Below are 17,609 nucleotides of genomic sequence, written 5' to 3'. Positions count from 1 at the left end.
CCGACAAAAACGAAGCGGTCGCGCTTGAGCCAGTCATCGAGGACGTCGAACCATCCCCGCTGTGGCGCGCGCCCTACAGCGATCGTCATGAGAGCGGAATGAGCGGTGCGGAAAACCCGCGAGCTGAGGGTTACCGCGCGATCGTAACAACGTTCCCAGCCACCGCGAGAGCGGCTCCGGCGGGCTGACACGGCCCGTCACCATTGACGTTTGGGTATTTGTGCTCAGGGCCTGGGCGGGCCCCCGCCTGCGGGCGGCTTTCGCGTCCGGCAGCTCGGCGGCGGGGGCGCGAGGATGGCAGCCCCCTGGCGATTCGCCCCCCATGGCCTCCGTTCCCTCCGCCCAGTCCGCACCGGCTGCGGCTGCCCCGGTGGTGCTTGAGCAGGAGGTGCTGGGTTCCCGCCGCCTCTCCAACGTGCTGGTGGCCGCCGTGGTGAGCGCAGGCGGTGCCGGCTTCCTGCTCACCAGCCTCTCCAGCTACCTCGGGCGGGACCTGCTGCCGATCGGCCACCCGGCGGCCCTGGTCTGGGTGCCCCAAGGCTTGGTCATGGGCCTCTACGGGCTGGCGGCCGCGCTGCTGGCCACCTATCTGTGGGCCGTGATCGGCATCGATGTGGGTGCCGGCTCCAACCGCTTCGACAAGGCGGCCGGCCGCCTGCTCGTGACCCGCCGCGGCTTCCGCCAGCTGATCCAGGTGGAGACCCCCCTCAAGGACATCCAGGCGGTGAAGGTGGAGGTGCGCGACGGCCTCAACCCCCGCCGCCGCCTGGCCCTGCGGGTACAGGGCCGCCGCGACCTGCCCCTGACCCGCGTGGGTGAGCCGATTCCCCTGGTCGATCTGGAGCGCGAGGGCGCCGAGCTGGCCCGCTTCTTGGGGGTGCCGCTCGAGGGCGTCTGAATCCCTTTCGTCTCGCCCGTTCCGCCGCTCCTCCCCATGACCGTTGCTGATTCCCTGACCCTGCCCGCAAGGCTGCGCCGCTTCAGCCCTCTGGCCCTGGTGCTGGCCCTGCTGCTCAGCCCCCTGGGGCCGGTGGCCTGCGCCGCGCCCGGCCCCAGCGCTGACCTGGGCTGCGGCAGTGGCGGGATTCCCTGCCTGAAGGGCAAGGCCGTGGTGTCCCTGCTCACCAGCAAGGGAGAGGTGCAGGTGAGCCTCGATGGTGATGCGGCGCCGCTCACGGCCGGCAACTTTGTCGATCTGGTGCGGCGTGGCGTCTACAACGGCACGGTGTTCCACCGGGTGGTGAAGGAGCCCGCTCCCTTCGTGGTGCAGGGCGGTGACCCCCAGAGCCGCGATCCCAAGGTGCCGGTGGACCAGCTAGGCGGCGGCAGCTTCATCGACCCGGCCAGCGGCCAGCCCCGCTACCTCCCCCTGGAGATCGGCCTCAGCGGCGAGGCCAAGCCCCGCTACGGCGAGCCCAGCTCTGGCCCCGACCAACTGGCCCGGGTCAAGCTCCCCCATCAGCGGGGGGCCCTGGCCATGGCCAGGGCCGAGGATCCGAACTCCGCCAGCGCCCAGTTCTATATCGCTCTGCAGGCCCTGCCCGAGCTCGATGGCCGCTACGCCGTCTTCGGTCGGGTCAGCAAGGGCATGGATGTAGTGGATCGGATCAACCAGGGCGACAAGCTGCTCAAGGCCACCCTGCTCTCGGGCGGCACCCTGGTGAAGGACAGCCGCTGAGGTCGGGCCGCCGGGCCTACTCCAGCCTCAGCCGGTGATCAGGCCGAGGCTCAGGCGGGCACCCGCTTGTCGGAGGCGGTCGTCTTGAGGTAGGCGGTGTTGACGCCGGAGGCGCGCTCCAGGGCCACCTTGCCGGTGCGGGCGATCTCGAGGATCCCATAGCTCTGCAGCACCTGCTCCAACGCCACGAGCTTGCCCGGGTCTCCCACCACCTCCAGGGTCAGGGCAGTGTCGGCCACGTCCACCACCTTGGCGCGGAACACCTGCACCAGATCGAGGATGGCGGAGCGCTGCTCCGGCGGCGCCGAGACCTTCAGCAGCATCAGCTCCCTCTCCACCGACGGGATGGCCGAGAGGTCGGTGACGGCGAGCACGTTGACCAGCTTGTTGAGCTGCTTGGTCATCTGCTCGAGGGTGTGGTCATCCCCTTCCACCACCATCGTGAGCCGGGAGGAGCCGGCGTCTTCGGCTGGGCCCACCGCCAGGCTCTCGATGTTGAAGCCGCGGCGGGCGAACAGGCCAGAGATGCGGCTGAGGGCTCCGGATTCGTCCTCCACCAGCACCGAGAGGGTGTGCTTCATGCCCGGAGGTGCCCTGAACGTCGATCTGGGCCCAAATTACGCATCCGCCGGTGCCGCCTGGGGCTCCAGCTGGGCCAGCCATTGCAGCAGGGTGCGGTTGAAGCGCTGCGGGGCCTCGTCGTGGAGGCAGTGTCCCAGCTGTGGCAGCACCTGCAGCTCCAGATCCGGCTTGTGGGCGGGTAGGCGGTGGCGCACCCGCATCGGCACCAGCCGGTCGTGGCTGCCCCAGAGCACCAGCAGTGGCTGGCGCATCCGCTCCAGCAGCACCGCCGCAGTGGCGCCGCGGGGCCGCAGGGCCATGCCGATGCTCATCGCCCGTAGGGCCCGGGCCGCCGTGGGCCGCAGGGCCGGGCGTGCCACCAGGCGACGCAGCTCCTGGTCGATGGCCCCGGCGTCGGCATAGGCGGAGCGCAGGCCCAGATCCAGCAGGGGCGTGCGGGCGATCAGGGGCAACAGCAGTTCCAGAGGCAGCACCCCGCAGAGGCCCTCCACCAGGTGCCGCTGCAGCCGCCTCCGCCAGGGCCGCCGTCGCCGCGCCACGGGCATCAGCAGGGTGGGATCGGGCAGGGGTGCCGCCACCACCCCCCGCACCCAGGCCGGATAGAACACGGCGCAGCTCACCGCCACCAGGCTGCCAAGGGAGTTGCCCACCAGCACGGCCGGCCCGCCCACCACCTCGGCCAGGAAGGCCTGCACCTGGCGGGCCCAGAGGCGGTTGTCGAGGCGGCGGTGGCGGTGGTGGCCCGGCTGGGCCGAGTCGCCAAAGCCGATCAGGTCCACGGCGTAGACGCACCAGCCAGCTGCCTCCAGGCCGGCCGCATTGCGCCGCCAGTGTCCGCTGGCGGCCCCGAAGCCATGCAGCAGCAGAAGCGGCGGATGCCGCTGATCCCCCAGTTGGCGCCAGTGGCACGCATGGCCCTGCCAGTGCCATTGGCCGTGCTCGCCCCAGTGGGGGCCGCTGGTCCGCTGCCGGGGATCGGAACCGAGGGGATCGGAGTGGATGGCTGGCGCTGCCGAACAACCCCCATCCTGGGGCGCATCGTTACCGGCGGGGCGTTGTTGCGATCCAGCAGACCGTTGTCCAAAAAAAACTATCAAATTATGTTAACGGTCGTTTCGCAGTGGCCGGCAGGTCCCTGTTCCAGGTGTTCCCCCGCATCCGCCGTGTCCAGCTCCACGTGGGACTGTCGCTGGTCTTTGTCCCCTTGGTGATGCTCACCGGGGCGGCGGTGGGCCTGGTGTCCTATCAGCGCACCAGCCACCTGCTGCTGGGCACGAACCGCCAGCTGATCGCGGCAATCGCGGCCGAGGCCACCGCCAGGATGGAGACGCGCCTCAACATCCAGCAGACCGAGCGGAACATCGCGTCGCTGGCCCTGTTCTCCCGGGCCGATTCCCTTGCGGCCCGGCTGCGCCTGCTACCGCAGATGAAGGCGGTGGTGGACGTCACCCCGGCCATCAATGCGTATTACGTAGGCTACGCCAACGGCGATCGGATTCTGCTGCGTCGTCTCCAGGACGACAGCGAGCGGCAGTTCTTCCAGGCCACGCCCGACACCAGCTATGTGGTGCAGAGCCTGGAGCGCACCCCCGCCGGGCCGGTGAGCCGCCGGCTCCTGTTCGATCGCCAGCTGCGGTTGCTGCTCAATGCCGCGGCTCCCCAGTGGGCCAGCTACGACCCCCGTACCCGCTCCTGGTATCGCCAGGCGATCGCCATGGCCTGGCCGATCGTCACCGACGTCTACACCTTTGCTACCTCCGGGCAAAGCGGGCTCACCGTTGCCCAGCGAACCCCCGACCGACGGGCCGTGGTGGGCGCCGACCTACGGGTGTCAACCATCTCCGACATCCTATGGAATCTGAGGCGCAGCCTGAGTCAGACCCCCAGCGCGCGCCTGGCGCTTGTGGATGGTCGGGGCCGGGTGCTGGCCCTCGACGGCGTGGGCCTGGGCGGCGGCGGGGCTAAGTCAACGTCCCCGCCGCTGCTGCAGTGGGCGGGCGTGCCCGTCTTCGCCCAGGCGGGCGCCGTGGTGCCAAAGCTGATCGCCGATCTGCCGCCGAGCGCGGCTGTGGCCGACCGGCAGCTGCGCATCGACGGTCGTGACTGGATCGTGGCGGTGGGTCGGGCCCAGCGCTTCGAACGGTTGCAGTCGTACCTGGTGGTGGCGGTGCCCAGCGACGAGCTGCTGCAGGACGCCCGCAGCCTTGGCCGCGACTCGATCCTCTCCACCCTGGCGGTGGTGGCGCTGATTACCCCCATTGTCTGGCTGCTGGCCCGCCGCATCACCCGGGCCCTGCGCAAGCTCGGCCACGAGGCCGAGGCGGTGCGCAGCTTCCGCTTCGATGGGTCCGTCAACGTGCGCTCCATGGTGCGGGAGGTCGATGACCTGGCCATCGCCATCGACGCCATGAAGGACACGATCCGCCACTTCCTGGCGGTGAATGCCGTGATCGCCGCCGAGCCGGATGTGGATCGGCTGATGGAAACGATCCTCGCGGAGTCGATCTCCGCCGCCCACGCCCGTGGGGGCGCCCTGTTCCTGAGCGGCGATGGCGACCGCCGCCTGGAGCCCGCGGTGGTGATGGGGCCTGAGTTGAAGCCGCTGCAGACCCCCCTCACCGCCCTGCCCACCGCCGGGGTGGTGAAGCTGATGGGCCACCGGCTCGATTCCAGCGAAGTGCTGCACGGCACCCTCACGAGCGAGGGCACGCCCATGGAGCGCAAGCTGGCCTACGCCCTGGAGCTGGAGGGGGCCCCCTACCTGGCGTTACCGCTCGCCAGCCGGGAGCGGAACCTGCTGGGGCTCCTGCTGCTCTGGTTCGACGCTCCTCCCGAGCCGGCCCGGGTCGCCTTCATCGAGGCTTTCTCCGGCAACGCGGCGATCGCCCTGGAAACCCGCGACCTGATCGCCTCCCAGAAGGCCCTGTTCCAGGCCTTCATCGAGCTGATCGCCGACGCTGTTGATGCCAAGAGCCCCTACACCGGCGGCCACTGCCAGCGGGTGCCGGAGCTCACCAAGATGCTCGCAGAGGCGGCCTGCGAGGCCAAGGAGGGGGTCTTCACCGACTTCTCCCTGACGCCGGAGCGCTGGGAGGCCGTGCATGTGGCGGCTTGGCTGCACGACTGCGGCAAGGTGATCACACCGGAGTACGTGGTGGACAAGGCCACCAAGCTCGAGACGATCTACGACCGCATCCATGAGGTGCGCACCCGTTTTGAAGTGCTGAAGCGCGATGCCCACATCCGCTACTACCAGGACCGGCTGGCGGGGGGTGACCCGTCGCAGCTGGCTGAGCGTCTGGAGCAGGAGTGGGCCGAGCTCGATGCTGACTTCGCCTTCGTGGCCGCCTGCAACGAGGGAGGCGAATTCCTGTCACCCGAGCACATCGAGCGCCTGCAGGGCATCGGGGCCCGCACCTGGACCCGCACCCTCGACGACCGCCTCGGCACCTCCCAGGAGGAGCGCCGACGCATGGAGCGCCAGCCCGCTGCTCCACTGCCGGTGCTCGAGCCGCTGCTGGCGGATCGCCCCGACCATCGTCTCGAGCGCCACCACTCCGATCGCCTGGGCCCCGACAACCCATGGGGCTTCACCCTGCAGCCCACCGAATGGCTTTACGACCGCGGAGAACTGCATAATCTAAGCATTTCCCGCGGCACGCTCACGCCGGAGGAGCGCTACAAGATCAACGAGCACATCGTGCACACGATCCGCATGCTCTCGGCCCTTCCCTTCCCGCGCCATCTGCGTGACGTGCCGGAGCTGGCCGGTGGTCACCACGAAACTCTTGTCGGGACGGGCTATCCCAAGGGGCTGCGCAAAGACCAGATGAGCGAGGTGGCGCGCATGATGGCCATCGCCGACATCTTCGAGGCGCTCACCTCCTCCGACCGTCCCTATAAACAGGCCAAGACTCTGTCCCAGGCCCTGAAGATCATGGCCTTCATGAAGCGCGACCAGCACATCGATCCCGATCTCTTCGCGCTGTTCGTCAGCTCCGGGGTCTACCGCCGCTATGCGGAGCGCTTCCTGCAGCCTGATCAGATCGACGCCGTGGATGAGGCGGCGCTGCTGGCGACCTGAGGGCCGCCAGGATGCAGGGCCCGCCCGTCCCCTCCGCCGATGCCGCTGCATGCCGAGGGTTCTGTCCAGCTGGACACCGGCTCCGGCTTCTTTCGTCCCGACTCCCGCCCGGGTCGCGACCTCGGCGTGCTGCTGGTCCGATACCTGGCCCAGGGCGCCGGCGGGGCTGAGCCGCCAGCGGCGGGCCTGCGGGTGCTGGATGTCATGGCCGGCTGCGGCATCCGCGCCCTGCGCTACGGCCAGGAGGCCGGGGCCACCGCCGTGTGGGCCAATGATGCCGACCGTGATCGCCTGCCCCTGCTGGAGGCCAACCTGGCGCCCCTGGAGGCTTCCGGTGTGGCCCTGCGGCGCACGGCTCTCACGGCCCAGAAGCTGCTGGCCGACTGCCTGCTGCGGGAGGAGCGCTTCGACCTGCTCGATCTGGACGCCTTCGGCTGCCCCACCCCGCTGGTGCCCCTGGCCCTGGAGGCCCTGGCCTTCGGCGGCGTGCTCTATCTGGCCAGCACCGATGGCCGCTCCCCCACTGGCCACGACCGCCGGTCGGCCGTGCGCTCCCTGGGGGCAGCCGCCCGCGTCCATCCCGCCAGCTGGGAGCTGGCCCTGCGCCTGCAGATCGGGGTGGTGGCCAGGGCCGCCTGGGCCCTGGGGCGCGGGGTGCGGCCCCTGTTCAGCTTCAGCGAGGGCCGCACCTTTCGCACGGCCGTTCAGCTGCTGCGCCGGCCCGAGAGCGGCGAGGAGTGCCGGCTGGGCCTGATCGCCCACTGCCACGGCTGCGGCGAGCAGCTGGTGCAGCCGTTGCTGACGCTGCGCCAGTGGCCGGCCTGTGCCTGCGAGGCGGGGGCTGGCCTGGCTGCCGCTCCAGGTTCCGGTCCCGGGGCCGCCACGCCGCCCCTGGCCATCTCCGGGCCCCTCTGGCTTGGTCCGCTGCAGCATCCCGCCAGCCTGGCCGCCATGGCTGAGGCGGAGCGGCGGGCCGTGGCGGACGGGGCACCCGCAAGCCTGGGCCGGGCAGGGGCGCGGCTGCTGGAGGCGCTGCGTCGCGACCCCGGCGAGCCTGCCCGCTGCTGGCCCCTGGTGGAGCTGGGCCGGCGGCTGGGGGGCGGACCGCCGCCGCTAAAGGCCTTTGTGGAGGCCCTGCGGGCGGAGGGCTGGAGCGCCTGCCCGAGTGGCGTGATGGCGGGTCAGCTGCGCAGCGATGCCCCCTGGCACCGGGTGCTGGAGCTGGCCGGCCGGATCACGGCAGCCCGTGACAGCCCCGCCCGCCAGGCCCCGGGCCCCACGGGCGGCACGCTAAATAGGTAGGCCGTTACGGCAAGCGGTCATGGCCTCTGAAATCTTCGGCATTGCGGCGGTCTTCTGGCTGCTGATCCCCGTGGGCCTGGTGGGTGGCCTGCTGCTGCTCAAGCTCGAAGGCCAGTGAGCCCCGGGGCGCCTGGTCCCGTCCCTGCAAAGGCCCGTTTCGGGCGGATTGCAGCCGCGCAGTAGCCAGGCGCACCTCTAGGCTCGACCCTCATTGAGCGAGGGTCATGCGGGTTCTGGTCATCGGCGGAACGGGCACCCTCGGCCGTCAGATCGCCAGGCGCGCCCTCGACGCCGGCCACCAGGTGCGCTGCATGGTGCGTACCCCCCGCAAGGCGGCCTTCCTGCAGGAGTGGGGCTGCGAACTGACCCGCGGCGACCTGCTCGAGCCTGACAGCCTCGACTATGCCCTCGAAGGGCAGGAGGCCGTGATCGATGCCGCCGGCACCCGGGCCACCGAGGGCGGCAGCGTCTACGACACCGACTGGACCGGCAAGCTCAATCTCTTCAATGCCTGTCAGCGAGCCGGCGTGAAGCGGGTCGTGTTCATCTCGTTGCTGGATGCCGACAAGCACCGCGACGTGCCGCTGATGGACATCAAGTACTGCACCGAGCAGCTGCTGATCGACTCGGACTTTGATTACACGATCCTGCGCTGCGTGGCCTTCATGCAGGGCGTGATCGGCCAGGTGGCGATTCCGGTGCTGGAGAGCCAGACCGTGTGGGTGAGCGGCACCCCCACATCGATCGCCTACATGAACACCCAGGATGTGGCCCGCTTCGCGGTGGCTGCCCTCCAGCGGCCTGAGACCGTCCGCCAGGCGTTCCCGGTGGTGGGGCCCCGGGCCTGGAACACCGGCGAGATCACCCAGCTGTGTGAGAAGTACAGCGGCAAGTCGGCGCGGGTGTTCCGGGTGCGGCCCGTCCTGCTGCGGGCGATGCAGGCCGTTGCCTCCTTCTTCGAGCCGGCGGTGAATGTGGTGGAGCGCCTTGCTTTTGACAAGGTGACCGGCGGCGGCGTCAGCCTCGACGCACCGATGGAGGCCAGCTATGCGGTCTTCGGCCTCGATCCCGCCGAAACCACCCAGCTCGACGACTACCTCAAGGAGTACTACGACACGATCCTGCGGCGCCTGCGGGAGCTGGAGGCCGATCTCGACAAGGATGCCAAGAAGAAACTGCCGTTCTGAGGGCCTGCAGCTCCAGGCCTGATCCTCGCCAGGCTGGCCGCTCCATTCCAGGCTGATGGTGCGTCTGTACTATGGCCCATGTCGCACTGTCCTCGGCCGTCCTGGGCGGCCTCCATGCCATGTCCGTCGCCCAGATCAAGAATCTCCAGCGCCGTCTGGGAAACCTGGAGCAGGAGGCCATCGAGGAAGTCACCCGCGCCTGCGGCCATGAGCTCTGGCAGAGCCTGGGCTTCGACGCCCTTGACAGCCTGGAAGATGCCGACCTCCGGGCCCGCGCCAACTACTACTACGGCCAGCTTCAGGCCGTGCGTGAACTGCGGGATGCCCTGGGCTAAGCCCCCTTATCCGCCGCCACCGCTGCGGCCGGGCTTCCCGCCTCCGGCCCGGCCTCCGCGCCCCCGGGGCCCGGGCGTCGTTCCGGTGCGGGTCAGTAGGCGCTGTAGGCGCCGCTCCTCCTCCGGCCCGGCCGTTCGCCACTGGCCTGGGGCCAGGCCGCTCAGGTCCAGGGGCGGTTCGCCGTCCATCAGGTCGATCGCCACCCGCAGCAGCCGCAGGGTGGGCAGGCCCACCGCGGCGCTCATCCGGCGCACCTGGCGGTTGCGGCCTTCGCGCAGATCCAGCTCGATCCAGGCCGTGGGCACCTGAAGCCGGTGGCGGATCGGCGGCACCCGCTCGGGCAGGGCTGCGGCCGCCAGCTCGGCCTCACCCAGCCGCCGCGCCCTGGCCGGCAGTGTCGGTTTCCCCTGCACCAGAACCCCCCCGCGCAGGCGCTGCAGGGCCTCTGCACTGGCTTCGCCCTCCACTTGGGCCCAGTAGCGGCGCCAGTGGCCCCAGGCCGGATCTGTGAGGCGCTGCTGCAGTCGGCCGTTGGCGGTGAGCAGCAGGAGCCCCTCGCTGTCGGCGTCGAGTCGGCCGGCGGCGTAGACCCCCGGCACGGGGATGTGCTCCGCCAGGCAACCCCAGCGGCTGCCGGGTTCCGGGGTGAACTGGCTCAGCACCCCGTAGGGCTTGTGGAACAGGAGCGTCGTCAGGGGCGGTCAGAGGGGCGTTGTCGGCTGTCGGTGCCGGCTCCGTGCGGGCGTATGGGGCCGGCCAGAGCGGCTCAGGAGGCCTAGCGAGCCTTCCACAGGTTCACCACGCCGATCGAGATCAGCAACAGGCCCAGGTCCAACGAGAGGGGTGGCAGCACCATTGGCAAAGGGCCCGGGTCGGGCCGAGGCAGGGGTTGCGACCCTAGACGCCGCCCAGGCCCGGCGCGACGGGCTGGCGGCCTCGCCACGGGACTCTGCAGACAAGGGTGTGGCGAGGGCGACACCTAAGCTGAACGGAGCAGTTCGAACGTTCCCTGGCAGCCCCGCATGATTGAGACCTCCGGCGTGATCGAGAAAGAGCAGGGCAACGGGTTCTATCTCGTCACCCTTGAGCAGCCGGCGGGCCACCAATGCCTGTGCCGCGCTGCCGGCAAGCTCACCAAGTTCCGCATCAAGCTGCTCGCCGGCGACAAAGTGCTGGTGGAGATCAGCCCCTACGACCTGACTCGCGGCCGCATCACCTACCGGGAGCGCAACGCCGGAGCCACCGGCCCCCGTCCCGGCGGCAACCGCCCCGGCGGCCCCCGGCGCCGCTGAAGTCTGCGGGCCCCTGGGGCCCCAGCCGTTCCCGAGACCCAAAGCCCCGCCGTTGCGGGGGGGCTTTGGGCAAGCCTCAGCCCACCGGTGCGCTCAGCAGCCCTTCAATCGCGGCCTTGAACTCGCTGCGCTGCTTGACGCCCCTGAACTGCTGCTTCAGTTCCTTTCGGAAGAACAGCTGCACGGTGGGCGTCCCGGTGACACCGGCCTGGGCGGCGATCTCCTGGTCGGCTTCGATGTCGATCTCCACGCCCTGGGCGGCGCCGCCCAGGTCCGCAAGCACCCGCTTGAGCTGGGGCTTGAGCACGTGGCAGGGCCCGCAGGTGGGTGAGGTATAGACCACCAGCACCGGCTTGGGGCTGTCGTGGTAGAGCTTGCGCAGGGCGTAGCCGCCCTTCTGCCACTGGGCATTGGGGTCGAAGTTGCTGGCGTCGCTCTCGGCGGTGCGCCTGGGTTCGCCGGCGGGCTCAGGATCCACCGGGTCGTGGCTCACGGTCACGGCCAGGCCGTGGTGGGTGAGCCAGCGCTCGGCCGCCAGGGCGGCCTGGCAGCCGCTGCCGGCGGCGGTGACGCCCTGGCGCCACTCGGCGTCGGCCACATCGCCAGCGGCGAACACGCCCTCGGCGCTGGTTTCCGGCCGGCCGGGACGGGTCACCAGGTAGCCGCTGGCATCGAGCTCCAGCTGGTCGCGCACCAACTGGGTGTTGGGGGTGTGGCCGATGGCATAGAACAGGCCCTTCACTGTCAGCTCCTCGGCGGGGGCGCCGCTGCTGGCCTCCTGCAGCAGCAGGCGCTCCATCCAGTCGGCGCTGCCGGCCACGTCGCCCACCTGGCGGTTCCAGTGCACCGTGATGGCGGGGTTCGCCAGCACCCGGTCGGCCATGGCCTTGCTGGCCCGCAACTCGTGGCGGCGCACGATCAGGTGCACGCGGCTGCCGTACTTGGTGAGGTAGACGGCCTCCTCGCAGGCGGAGTCGCCGCCACCCACAACGGCCAGCTCGGCGTTACGGAACTGGGGGGTGGCGCCGTCGCAGATGGCGCAGGCGCTGATGCCCTTGCTCCAGAAGGCCGTCTCACTGGGCAGGCCGAGCCGGTTGGCGCTGGCGCCCGTGGCCAGGATCACGGCATGGGCCCGGATCTCCCGGCCCTCGGTGCTGATGCGGTAGGGGCGCTGGCTGAGGTCGATGGCGTCTGCGTCGGCCTCGATCAGACGGCTGCCCCAGCGCACGGCCTGGGCCTTGATCCGATCCATCAGGTCGGGGCCCATGATCCCGTCGGGGAAGCCGGGGAAGTTCTCCACGTGGGTGGTGGTCATCAGCTGGCCACCGGGGATGCCGCCCGCCTGGAAGCCGGTGATCACCACGGGGCTCAGATTGGCCCGGGCGGCGTAGATGGCGGCGGTGTATCCCGCAGGGCCGGAGCCCACGATCACCAGATTTTCAACGGGTCCCCCTTGACTGGACACCGCGTCGGCGGACCCCTGGGCGGCAGAAGCCTCGGACACCATGGCTAAGGCGGACTCACTTCGCCTTGAGTGTAGGGGGACGGGCCTGTCGGCGTGGGATGAGTCGGGTTGGGATCAGTTGGCTGGGATTGAACTGGCTAGGACTCAGCTGGCATCGGTCCAGTTGGTTCGGCAGCGGGATCTGCCCGAGGCTGAGGGGTCGGCTCAGATCTCCAGCAGGCCGTCGCCGTCGCGGCCGGCCCCCTGTTGGCGCAGCTCGAGCAGGACTTGAAGTTGCTCGGGGCTGGGCACCACCAGAACGTGTTCCGCCATCAGGCTCGGGTGTTCTTCGACACACAGAATCCATTCTCGGAATTCTTCGGTGAGGGCATAGCTGTCCTCATAGCACTCGCGGGAATCGAGGCTGGCGATCCGGGCGGCGGACCAGTTGATGGCGACGGTCAGTCGGCGCTGGATCGAGCCTTTCATCGGATTCCTTCCCGTTGACCGGTGCGTGGCACCACGCTGGTGGGCAGGGTGCCCACCTGTGGTGTGGATTCGCAGAACGTCGCACTTTTTTCGGCTGTGCGATGTAGTGACTGCTGCAAAGTCATGCCAGCGCAGACACGCGCGCCCGGTTTTGGAGGCCTGGTTGGGGTAGGTCCTGGGGGTATTTGATTCGGGTATCTCGCTGCGTCTACCGCGTCGCACTACCGCGTCGGACTGCCTCGTCTTCCTCTGGACTCCCTGGCTCAGGGGCGTGACAGGAAGCTGGGCAGCTGGGGGCCCTTGACGCGGATCACCTCGCCGGCACCATCCTCCACGGCCTGCAGCGGCAGTGCTGGGGCCCGTCCGCCCGCCGCTGGCTCGGGCGGCAAGGCGGTTGTCTTGGGCCGGATCAGGTAAGGCTCACTCAGCGACCAGCTGCGCGCGTACCGCATCAGGAGTGGATCTGCTGGCGCGAACACGTAGGAGGGGTGGCGGGGCACGGCCTCCAGGGCCGCGCGGCTGTCGTCCATGCGCACGGCCCGGGTGATCGCCTGCACGAAGCGGGTGCGGGTGACGACGGTGGTGAGATAGGCCACCACCCGCAGCCGCGCGGCATCGAAGCCCTCGGCGCACATGTCGACGCTCACCAACCAGTCGGCCTCACCCCCCTGGAAGGCCGCCAGCCGCGCCTGGGCGTCCGGGTCCTGGGAGTGCACCAGGTGCACCCGGTCGCCCTCCTCCTCGAGCAGGCCGCTGATGCGGCGGGCGTGGGCGATGTCGCGGGCGATCACCAGGCCGCCAGCCTCAGGGTGCTGGCGCCGCACCGATTCCAGGCGGCGGCGGGCGTTCAGCAGCAGCCGTAGGGCGATGCTGCTGGAATCCCCCAGGCGGATGGCGCGGCGCAGGTTGCGGGCCCGCCAGCTCTCGCGCTGCTCCAGCGACAGGGGCGAGCGCTCGGTGTCGCCCAGGGGCGCCGCGGCGCCCGGGCCATCGCCGCTGCCGTCCTCGAAGGCCTGGCCCTGGCGGCCGTGGTCCACCCAGCCGTCCTGGAAGCGGAACTCCAGCGGTCGTACGTCGCCGGCGGCGATCAGCTGGCGCGGCTCCACGCTCAGATCCGGGGCGATCTGCTCCACCCAGACGCCCTCATCGAACACCTGCACCCGGCGGGCCGCACAGAAGCCGAGGTTGTCGGCCCGGAAGGGGGTGCCCGTGAGTCCCAGCCGCAGACTGGCCGAGGCGCTCAGGCGCGAGAAGGCATGGCCCCAGGCGGTGGCTTCCGGTTCTTCGGGATCCACCCCCAGGTGGTGGACTTCATCGGCGATGGCCAGCCAGTTCAGCGCCTCGGACGCTGTGAGCTGCTGCTCCAGTTGCTCCAGGTTGCGGCCGGCACCCTGGTAGGTGAGCAGCAGGCCGTGGCTGCCGTCCACCCAGGGGCCGCGGCCTGTGCTGAGTTCCGGCTCCCACTCCGCCAGTCGCAGGCCGAGTCGGGCGGCCGCAGCGCGCCACTGGCCCGCGATCGCGCTGCGGTGGCAGAACACCACGAAGTGCTGCAGCCGGCCCTCGGCCTGCAGGCGCTGGAATCCCAGCAGGGCCCCGAGCGTCTTGCCGGCGCCGGGACCGGCGTGGATCAGCACATCCTGGCCAGGGCCCTGGCCGCTGGCCGTGCTGCTTGCTGTGGCGCTGGGGGGCGTGCCCTCCAGCCGGCGCCGCAGCAGTTGGATCAGCTGGCTCTGCCACTGGCGCGGCCGGATCGTGTTGTCGCCGCCAGGGCCGCTGTTGCCGCGACCGCCGGCACCGCCCGGTCGGGGCCCCAGATCGAAGGACGGTGCTGCCATGGCCGCCATTGTGCTGACGCCGGCCAGGGGTGTGCCGGCAGCACCGGGCGAAAGATAGGTGTTTCTACGTATTCGCCTGGGTGCTGGCGTCCCTAGCTTCCGGCCAGCCCCCGCTGTCGGGCACTCCAGCAGGGCCTTTCGCCTGTCCATCGGCCCATCCGGTCTTTCAGAACGTTCCGCGTCCCAGTCCGTTTTGTCGCCCAGCCCGTCCTGCCTGCCAGCCCATGGATGCGCGTCCCGCCTCCCCCCGTCCCCCCGATGGGCCCCGCCTGCTGCTTGAGCGCGCCCTCGCCCTCGAGTGCGACATCGACCCGATGATCCTGCGGGCTCGCCTGCTGAGGCGCCAGGGGGCAGCCCTGCAGGCCCTCTGCCTAGAACAGGAGCTTCTGCCCCTGTTCTGAATGCGCGTGGCGGTGAGCGGTGCCTCCGGCAAGACCGGCTGGCGCGTGGTTCAGGAGGCCCTGGCCCAGGGCCATGACGTGCGGGCCATCCTGCGTCCGGACTCCAATGTGCTCGAGGGTCTGGCCGGCGCCGAGCTGGTGCGGCTGGACCTGGGTGATCGCGAAGCCCTGGAGGCGGCGTTGCGGGGCTGTGATGCGCTGGTGATCGCCACAGGCGCCAGGCCCTCGGTGGATCTGGCGGCGCCCCTGAAGGTGGACGCCTTCGGGGTGCGCTCCCAGATCGCAGCCTGCCAGGCGGTGGGCCTGCGGCGGGTGGTGCTGGTGAGTTCGCTGCTGGCCGGCGCCTGGTTGCATCCCCTCAACCTGTTCGGCCTGATCCTGGTGTGGAAGCGGTTGGGGGAGCGCTGGCTGGAGCAGAGTGGCCTCGACTGGACGGTGGTGCGCCCCGGGGGCCTGCGGGAGCAGGAGGACGACCTGGCGGCCCAGGTGGTGCGCTACGGCCCAGCCGACAGCCAGCGGGAGGGCAGCATCCCCCGGCGGCTGGTGGCCCGGGTGTGCCTGGAGGCCCTGGCCACGCCGGCCAGCATCGGCCGGATCGTGGAGGTCACCAGCACAGCCGATGCGGAGGCCGCCGCTGCCTCCGCCCTCTCGACCTGGTTGGCGAGCCTCAGCTGAGGGCTTCGGCGTGGTTGACCAGGAGGTGCTCCACCTCTTCGATGCCCTCGGCGGCCGCCCGGCGGGCCCGGGCGTCATCGCCGTTGGCCTCGCTCAGCAGCTGGGTGGCCAGGCGCTCCAGCAGCTGCTCCCGCTGCTCCTGGAGGTGGGTTAGCAGCTCCCGTTCGATCAGCTGGCGCACGGCCTGACTGCGCAGACCGCTCTGGTCGGCTTCGGCCAGGGTGCCCTGCACCAGCTCCTTCACGAACAGTCGCTGCACCTCGGTGCTGCGCAGGAAGCTCTCCATGGCGTTGATGGCGCCATCCACCACCGTGCGCTCGGCCTCGGCCGGCTCGCGGTCGAGCTTGAACTCCCAGTCGAGGTGCCGGCGCTGCCAGCCCTCCTGGTGCAGGTTGGGCATCACGGTCTGGCAGAAGCTGTCGACCGAGATCTCGTAGACCCGCTCGGCCACCCGCTCACACCAGCCCTCCCCGTGGGCGTGCAGCTGCTCCTGCAGGGTGTGGCGGTCCACGGCATGGCCGCCGTGGTGGCTGTGACAGACGCCGTTAGGGCACTCGACCGCCGAGAGAGCCATGGAAAAGTCGGAGCAGATTCAGCCTCCGCGGTAGCCACGTCGTGGTGGGGATGGCAAGTGGGCACCTCGGCCTCTCTGGCCCTCTGTGCCGGACTGCGCACAAAGCCCCGGCGACCGTTGCCGCCGCCGGCGTGGCGGCCGATGAATGGAGAACCGTCCCTGGTAGGGCTCTGTCTTGATTCGAGTGTTGGTACCCAGGGAGCGCCAGCCCGGGGAGACCCGGGTGGCCGCCACCCCTGAAACGGTGAAGCGTCTCCGGGGACGGGGCTGTGCCGTGTGGCTGGAGCGGCAGGCAGGCCTGCGCTCCGGCTATGCGGACGAGGCCTATGCCGAGGCCGGCGCCGAGCTGTTCCAGGGCGAGGGCCCGGAGGCCGCGGAGCGCTGGGCCGAGGCCGATGTGGTGCTGGCGGTGCAGACCCCCGGTGCCCCAGGCACTGAGGCCGAAGCCGGTGGCAGCGGCCTGGAAGCCCTGCGCCCCGAGGCCCTGCTGCTGGGCCTGCTCAATCCCCACGGCGACCACAGCCTGATCGAGCGGCTGGAGCGCCAGCGCCTCTCGGCCGTGGCCCTGGAGCTGCTGCCGCGCATCAGCCGCGCCCAGGCTATGGACGTGCTCTCCTCCCAGGCCAACATCGCCGGCTACAAGGCGGTGCTGCTTGCGGCGGCGGCGCTCGATCGCTTCTTCCCGATGCTGATGACCGCAGCCGGCACCGTGCAGCCGGCCCGTGTGGTGGTGCTCGGTGCCGGTGTGGCTGGGCTGCAGGCGGTGGCCACGGCCCGGCGCCTGGGTGCCCTGGTGAAGGTGAGCGATGTGCGGCCGGCTGCCCGGGAGCAGGTGGAGTCGCTCGGGGCGCGCTTCATCGAGCCGCCGCGGCTGGAGGAGGCCCCCGGCGAAGTGGGCGGTTACGCCCGCGAGGCCGGGGCCGTGTTTCTGGAGGCCCAGCGCCAGCTGCTGGCGCCCCATCTGGCCGAGGCGGACGTGGTGATCACCACCGCCCAGGTGCCCGGGCGGCCGGCGCCGCTGCTGATCACCCGCGAGATGCTCGGCCTGCTGCGCCCCGGTGCCGTGGTGGTGGATCTGGCTGTGGGCCAGGGCGGCAACTGTGCCGGCAGCCGCAGCGATGCCTCCGTGGACGTGGACGGCGTGACGGTGATCGGCGCCGGCAACCTGCCGGCCTCCCTACCCCAGCACGCCAGCGCCCTCTATGCCCGCAACCTGGCGGCCCTGCTGGAGGCCCTGATCCAGGAGGGCGAGCTGCGCCTCGACCCTGAGGATCCGCTGCTCGATCCCTGCCTGCTCAGTCACGCCGGCGTCTGCCGCCGCGAGGACCTTCGCCCCGCCCGGGCCGGCCAGGAGGTGGCGGCATGAATGGCCCTCTCTCGGAGGCCCTGTGGGTGCTGCTGCTCGGCAGCCTGCTGGGCTTCGAACTGATCGGCAAGGTGCCGCCGACCCTGCACACGCCGCTGATGTCGGGGGCGAATGCGATCAGTGGCATCACCCTGCTGGCGGCCCTCGCCCTGATTGGCCAGGCCGCCTCCCCTGGCCTGCGCCTGCTGGGCGCCGTGGCCCTGGGCTTCGCTCTGTTCAACGTGGTGGGAGGTTTCCTCGTGACCGATCGGATGCTGGCGATGTTCCGCCGGAGGGCCGGCTGATGGTCGCTCTGATCTCCCCCTGGTTCGGCTCCCTGCTACCTGGTCTCTTCCTGCCCACGGCCTCCTTGCCCCCTTTCTCC

20 protein-coding genes are annotated in these 17,609 nt (G+C 70.6%); 13 read left to right on the top strand and 7 right to left on the bottom strand.

Going from position 1 to position 17,609, the window contains the following annotated elements; all coding sequences use genetic code 11:
- The 3 genes from CJZ98_RS18975 to CJZ98_RS02210 all read left to right on the top strand — a co-directional run.
- Positions 1-188 (top strand): hypothetical protein (locus CJZ98_RS18975; RefSeq protein ID WP_232756120.1); only part of this gene is annotated, 188 nt, incomplete at its 5' end.
- A gap of 134 nt (positions 189-322) precedes the next feature.
- Positions 323-898 carry a photosystem I assembly protein Ycf4 gene (locus tag CJZ98_RS02215; RefSeq protein WP_094587876.1) on the top strand — a complete coding sequence of 192 codons (576 nt, stop codon included), beginning with the start codon at positions 323-325 and terminating at the stop codon, positions 896-898.
- Positions 899-934: 36 nt separating this feature from the next.
- Positions 935-1,678, top strand: coding sequence for a peptidylprolyl isomerase (locus tag CJZ98_RS02210; RefSeq protein ID WP_094587874.1), 744 nt, complete (start codon positions 935-937; stop codon positions 1,676-1,678).
- A 50-nt stretch (positions 1,679-1,728) separates the two neighbouring features.
- Here the strand turns inward: CJZ98_RS02210 and ilvN are convergent, their stop codons facing one another.
- Both ilvN and CJZ98_RS02200 read right to left on the bottom strand, forming a co-directional pair.
- On the bottom strand, positions 1,729-2,259 hold the full coding sequence (gene ilvN, locus CJZ98_RS02205) for an acetolactate synthase small subunit (RefSeq protein ID WP_094587872.1): 531 nt from the start codon (positions 2,257-2,259) through the stop codon (positions 1,729-1,731).
- Positions 2,260-2,295: 36 nt separating this feature from the next.
- A complete protein-coding gene (locus CJZ98_RS02200) occupies positions 2,296-3,153 on the bottom strand; it encodes an alpha/beta fold hydrolase (protein ID WP_332835040.1) in 858 nt (285 codons plus the stop codon).
- 227 nt (positions 3,154-3,380) lie between these two features.
- On the opposite strand from CJZ98_RS02200, the gene CJZ98_RS18970 reads away from it, so the two are divergent.
- The 5 genes from CJZ98_RS18970 to CJZ98_RS02175 all read left to right on the top strand — a co-directional run bounded on the left by CJZ98_RS18970 (position 3,381) and on the right by CJZ98_RS02175 (position 9,168).
- On the top strand, positions 3,381-6,344 hold the full coding sequence (locus tag CJZ98_RS18970; protein WP_094587870.1) for an HD domain-containing phosphohydrolase: 2,964 nt from the start codon (positions 3,381-3,383) through the stop codon (positions 6,342-6,344).
- 39 nt (positions 6,345-6,383) lie between these two features.
- Positions 6,384-7,646: a N2,N2-dimethylguanosine tRNA methyltransferase gene (locus CJZ98_RS02190; RefSeq protein ID WP_094587868.1), complete on the top strand. Its 1,263-nt coding sequence runs from the start codon at positions 6,384-6,386 to the stop codon at positions 7,644-7,646.
- A gap of 19 nt (positions 7,647-7,665) precedes the next feature.
- Positions 7,666-7,764 (top strand): cytochrome b6-f complex subunit PetM, encoded by a 99-nt coding sequence (petM, locus tag CJZ98_RS02185; protein ID WP_094587866.1) that lies wholly within the window; start codon positions 7,666-7,668, stop codon positions 7,762-7,764.
- Positions 7,765-7,870: 106 nt separating this feature from the next.
- A complete protein-coding gene (locus tag CJZ98_RS02180; RefSeq protein ID WP_094587864.1) occupies positions 7,871-8,833 on the top strand; it encodes an NAD(P)H-binding protein in 963 nt (320 codons plus the stop codon).
- A gap of 119 nt (positions 8,834-8,952) precedes the next feature.
- Positions 8,953-9,168, top strand: coding sequence for a hypothetical protein (locus tag CJZ98_RS02175; protein ID WP_094587928.1), 216 nt, complete (start codon positions 8,953-8,955; stop codon positions 9,166-9,168).
- Between the two features lie 6 nt (positions 9,169-9,174).
- On the opposite strand, the gene CJZ98_RS02170 is transcribed toward CJZ98_RS02175, so the two are convergent.
- Positions 9,175-9,864: a pseudouridine synthase gene (locus tag CJZ98_RS02170; protein WP_094587862.1), complete on the bottom strand. Its 690-nt coding sequence runs from the start codon at positions 9,862-9,864 to the stop codon at positions 9,175-9,177.
- 327 nt (positions 9,865-10,191) lie between these two features.
- On the opposite strand from CJZ98_RS02170, the gene infA reads away from it, so the two are divergent.
- Positions 10,192-10,461 (top strand): translation initiation factor IF-1, encoded by a 270-nt coding sequence (gene infA, locus CJZ98_RS02165; protein ID WP_015108791.1) that lies wholly within the window; start codon positions 10,192-10,194, stop codon positions 10,459-10,461.
- A 76-nt stretch (positions 10,462-10,537) separates the two neighbouring features.
- Here the strand turns inward: infA and trxB are convergent, their stop codons facing one another.
- From trxB to CJZ98_RS02150, 3 genes are all read right to left on the bottom strand, one after another.
- Positions 10,538-11,968: a thioredoxin-disulfide reductase gene (gene trxB / locus CJZ98_RS02160; protein ID WP_094587860.1), complete on the bottom strand. Its 1,431-nt coding sequence runs from the start codon at positions 11,966-11,968 to the stop codon at positions 10,538-10,540.
- Positions 11,969-12,130: 162 nt separating this feature from the next.
- Positions 12,131-12,394: a hypothetical protein gene (locus CJZ98_RS02155; protein ID WP_094587859.1), complete on the bottom strand. Its 264-nt coding sequence runs from the start codon at positions 12,392-12,394 to the stop codon at positions 12,131-12,133.
- Between the two features lie 263 nt (positions 12,395-12,657).
- Positions 12,658-14,229: a DEAD/DEAH box helicase gene (locus tag CJZ98_RS02150; RefSeq protein ID WP_094587857.1), complete on the bottom strand. Its 1,572-nt coding sequence runs from the start codon at positions 14,227-14,229 to the stop codon at positions 12,658-12,660.
- Positions 14,230-14,453: 224 nt separating this feature from the next.
- On the opposite strand from CJZ98_RS02150, the gene CJZ98_RS18700 reads away from it, so the two are divergent.
- Positions 14,454-14,630 (top strand): hypothetical protein, encoded by a 177-nt coding sequence (locus CJZ98_RS18700; RefSeq protein ID WP_198537423.1) that lies wholly within the window; start codon positions 14,454-14,456, stop codon positions 14,628-14,630.
- Positions 14,631-15,305 (top strand): SDR family oxidoreductase, encoded by a 675-nt coding sequence (locus tag CJZ98_RS02145; protein ID WP_094587856.1) that lies wholly within the window; start codon positions 14,631-14,633, stop codon positions 15,303-15,305.
- Here CJZ98_RS02145 and CJZ98_RS02140 read toward each other — a convergent pair.
- A complete protein-coding gene (locus CJZ98_RS02140; RefSeq protein ID WP_094587855.1) occupies positions 15,298-15,879 on the bottom strand; it encodes an EF-1 guanine nucleotide exchange domain-containing protein in 582 nt (193 codons plus the stop codon). The genes CJZ98_RS02145 and CJZ98_RS02140 overlap by 8 nt on opposite strands.
- Positions 15,880-16,054: 175 nt before the next feature.
- On the opposite strand from CJZ98_RS02140, the gene CJZ98_RS02135 reads away from it, so the two are divergent.
- Both CJZ98_RS02135 and CJZ98_RS02130 read left to right on the top strand, forming a co-directional pair.
- Positions 16,055-17,245 carry an NAD(P) transhydrogenase subunit alpha gene (locus CJZ98_RS02135; protein WP_094587854.1) on the top strand — a complete coding sequence of 397 codons (1,191 nt, stop codon included), beginning with the start codon at positions 16,055-16,057 and terminating at the stop codon, positions 17,243-17,245.
- Positions 17,242-17,529: an NAD(P) transhydrogenase subunit alpha gene (locus CJZ98_RS02130; protein ID WP_094587853.1), complete on the top strand. Its 288-nt coding sequence runs from the start codon at positions 17,242-17,244 to the stop codon at positions 17,527-17,529. The genes CJZ98_RS02135 and CJZ98_RS02130 overlap by 4 nt, the downstream gene beginning before the upstream one ends.
- Positions 17,530-17,609: the final 80 nt, after the last annotated feature.

The organism is Vulcanococcus limneticus LL, assembly GCF_002252705.1.
Taxonomy (GTDB): Bacteria; Cyanobacteriota; Cyanobacteriia; order PCC-6307; family Cyanobiaceae; genus Vulcanococcus; species Vulcanococcus limneticus.
The sequence above is the reverse complement of the archived record's forward strand: the minus strand, read 5'-3'. Positions and strand labels throughout refer to the sequence as shown.

Bases quoted from the DNA above. Each gene is read 5' to 3' on its own strand.
- CJZ98_RS02215 (WP_094587876.1), top strand. From the start codon at position 323: ATGGCCTCCGTTCCCTCCGCCCAGTCCGCACCGGCTGCGGCTGCCCCG.
- CJZ98_RS02210 (WP_094587874.1), top strand. From the start codon at position 935: ATGACCGTTGCTGATTCCCTGACCCTGCCCGCAAGGCTGCGCCGCTTC.
- ilvN (WP_094587872.1), bottom strand. From the start codon at position 2,259: ATGAAGCACACCCTCTCGGTGCTGGTGGAGGACGAATCCGGAGCCCTC.
- CJZ98_RS02190 (WP_094587868.1), top strand. From the start codon at position 6,384: ATGCCGCTGCATGCCGAGGGTTCTGTCCAGCTGGACACCGGCTCCGGC.
- petM (WP_094587866.1), top strand. From the start codon at position 7,666: ATGGCCTCTGAAATCTTCGGCATTGCGGCGGTCTTCTGGCTGCTGATC.
- CJZ98_RS02180 (WP_094587864.1), top strand. From the start codon at position 7,871: ATGCGGGTTCTGGTCATCGGCGGAACGGGCACCCTCGGCCGTCAGATC.
- CJZ98_RS02175 (WP_094587928.1), top strand. From the start codon at position 8,953: ATGTCCGTCGCCCAGATCAAGAATCTCCAGCGCCGTCTGGGAAACCTG.
- infA (WP_015108791.1), top strand. From the start codon at position 10,192: ATGATTGAGACCTCCGGCGTGATCGAGAAAGAGCAGGGCAACGGGTTC.
- trxB (WP_094587860.1), bottom strand. From the start codon at position 11,968: ATGGTGTCCGAGGCTTCTGCCGCCCAGGGGTCCGCCGACGCGGTGTCC.
- CJZ98_RS02155 (WP_094587859.1), bottom strand. From the start codon at position 12,394: ATGAAAGGCTCGATCCAGCGCCGACTGACCGTCGCCATCAACTGGTCC.
- CJZ98_RS02150 (WP_094587857.1), bottom strand. From the start codon at position 14,229: ATGGCAGCACCGTCCTTCGATCTGGGGCCCCGACCGGGCGGTGCCGGC.
- CJZ98_RS18700 (WP_198537423.1), top strand. From the start codon at position 14,454: ATGGATGCGCGTCCCGCCTCCCCCCGTCCCCCCGATGGGCCCCGCCTG.
- CJZ98_RS02145 (WP_094587856.1), top strand. From the start codon at position 14,631: ATGCGCGTGGCGGTGAGCGGTGCCTCCGGCAAGACCGGCTGGCGCGTG.
- CJZ98_RS02140 (WP_094587855.1), bottom strand. From the start codon at position 15,879: ATGGCTCTCTCGGCGGTCGAGTGCCCTAACGGCGTCTGTCACAGCCAC.
- CJZ98_RS02130 (WP_094587853.1), top strand. From the start codon at position 17,242: ATGAATGGCCCTCTCTCGGAGGCCCTGTGGGTGCTGCTGCTCGGCAGC.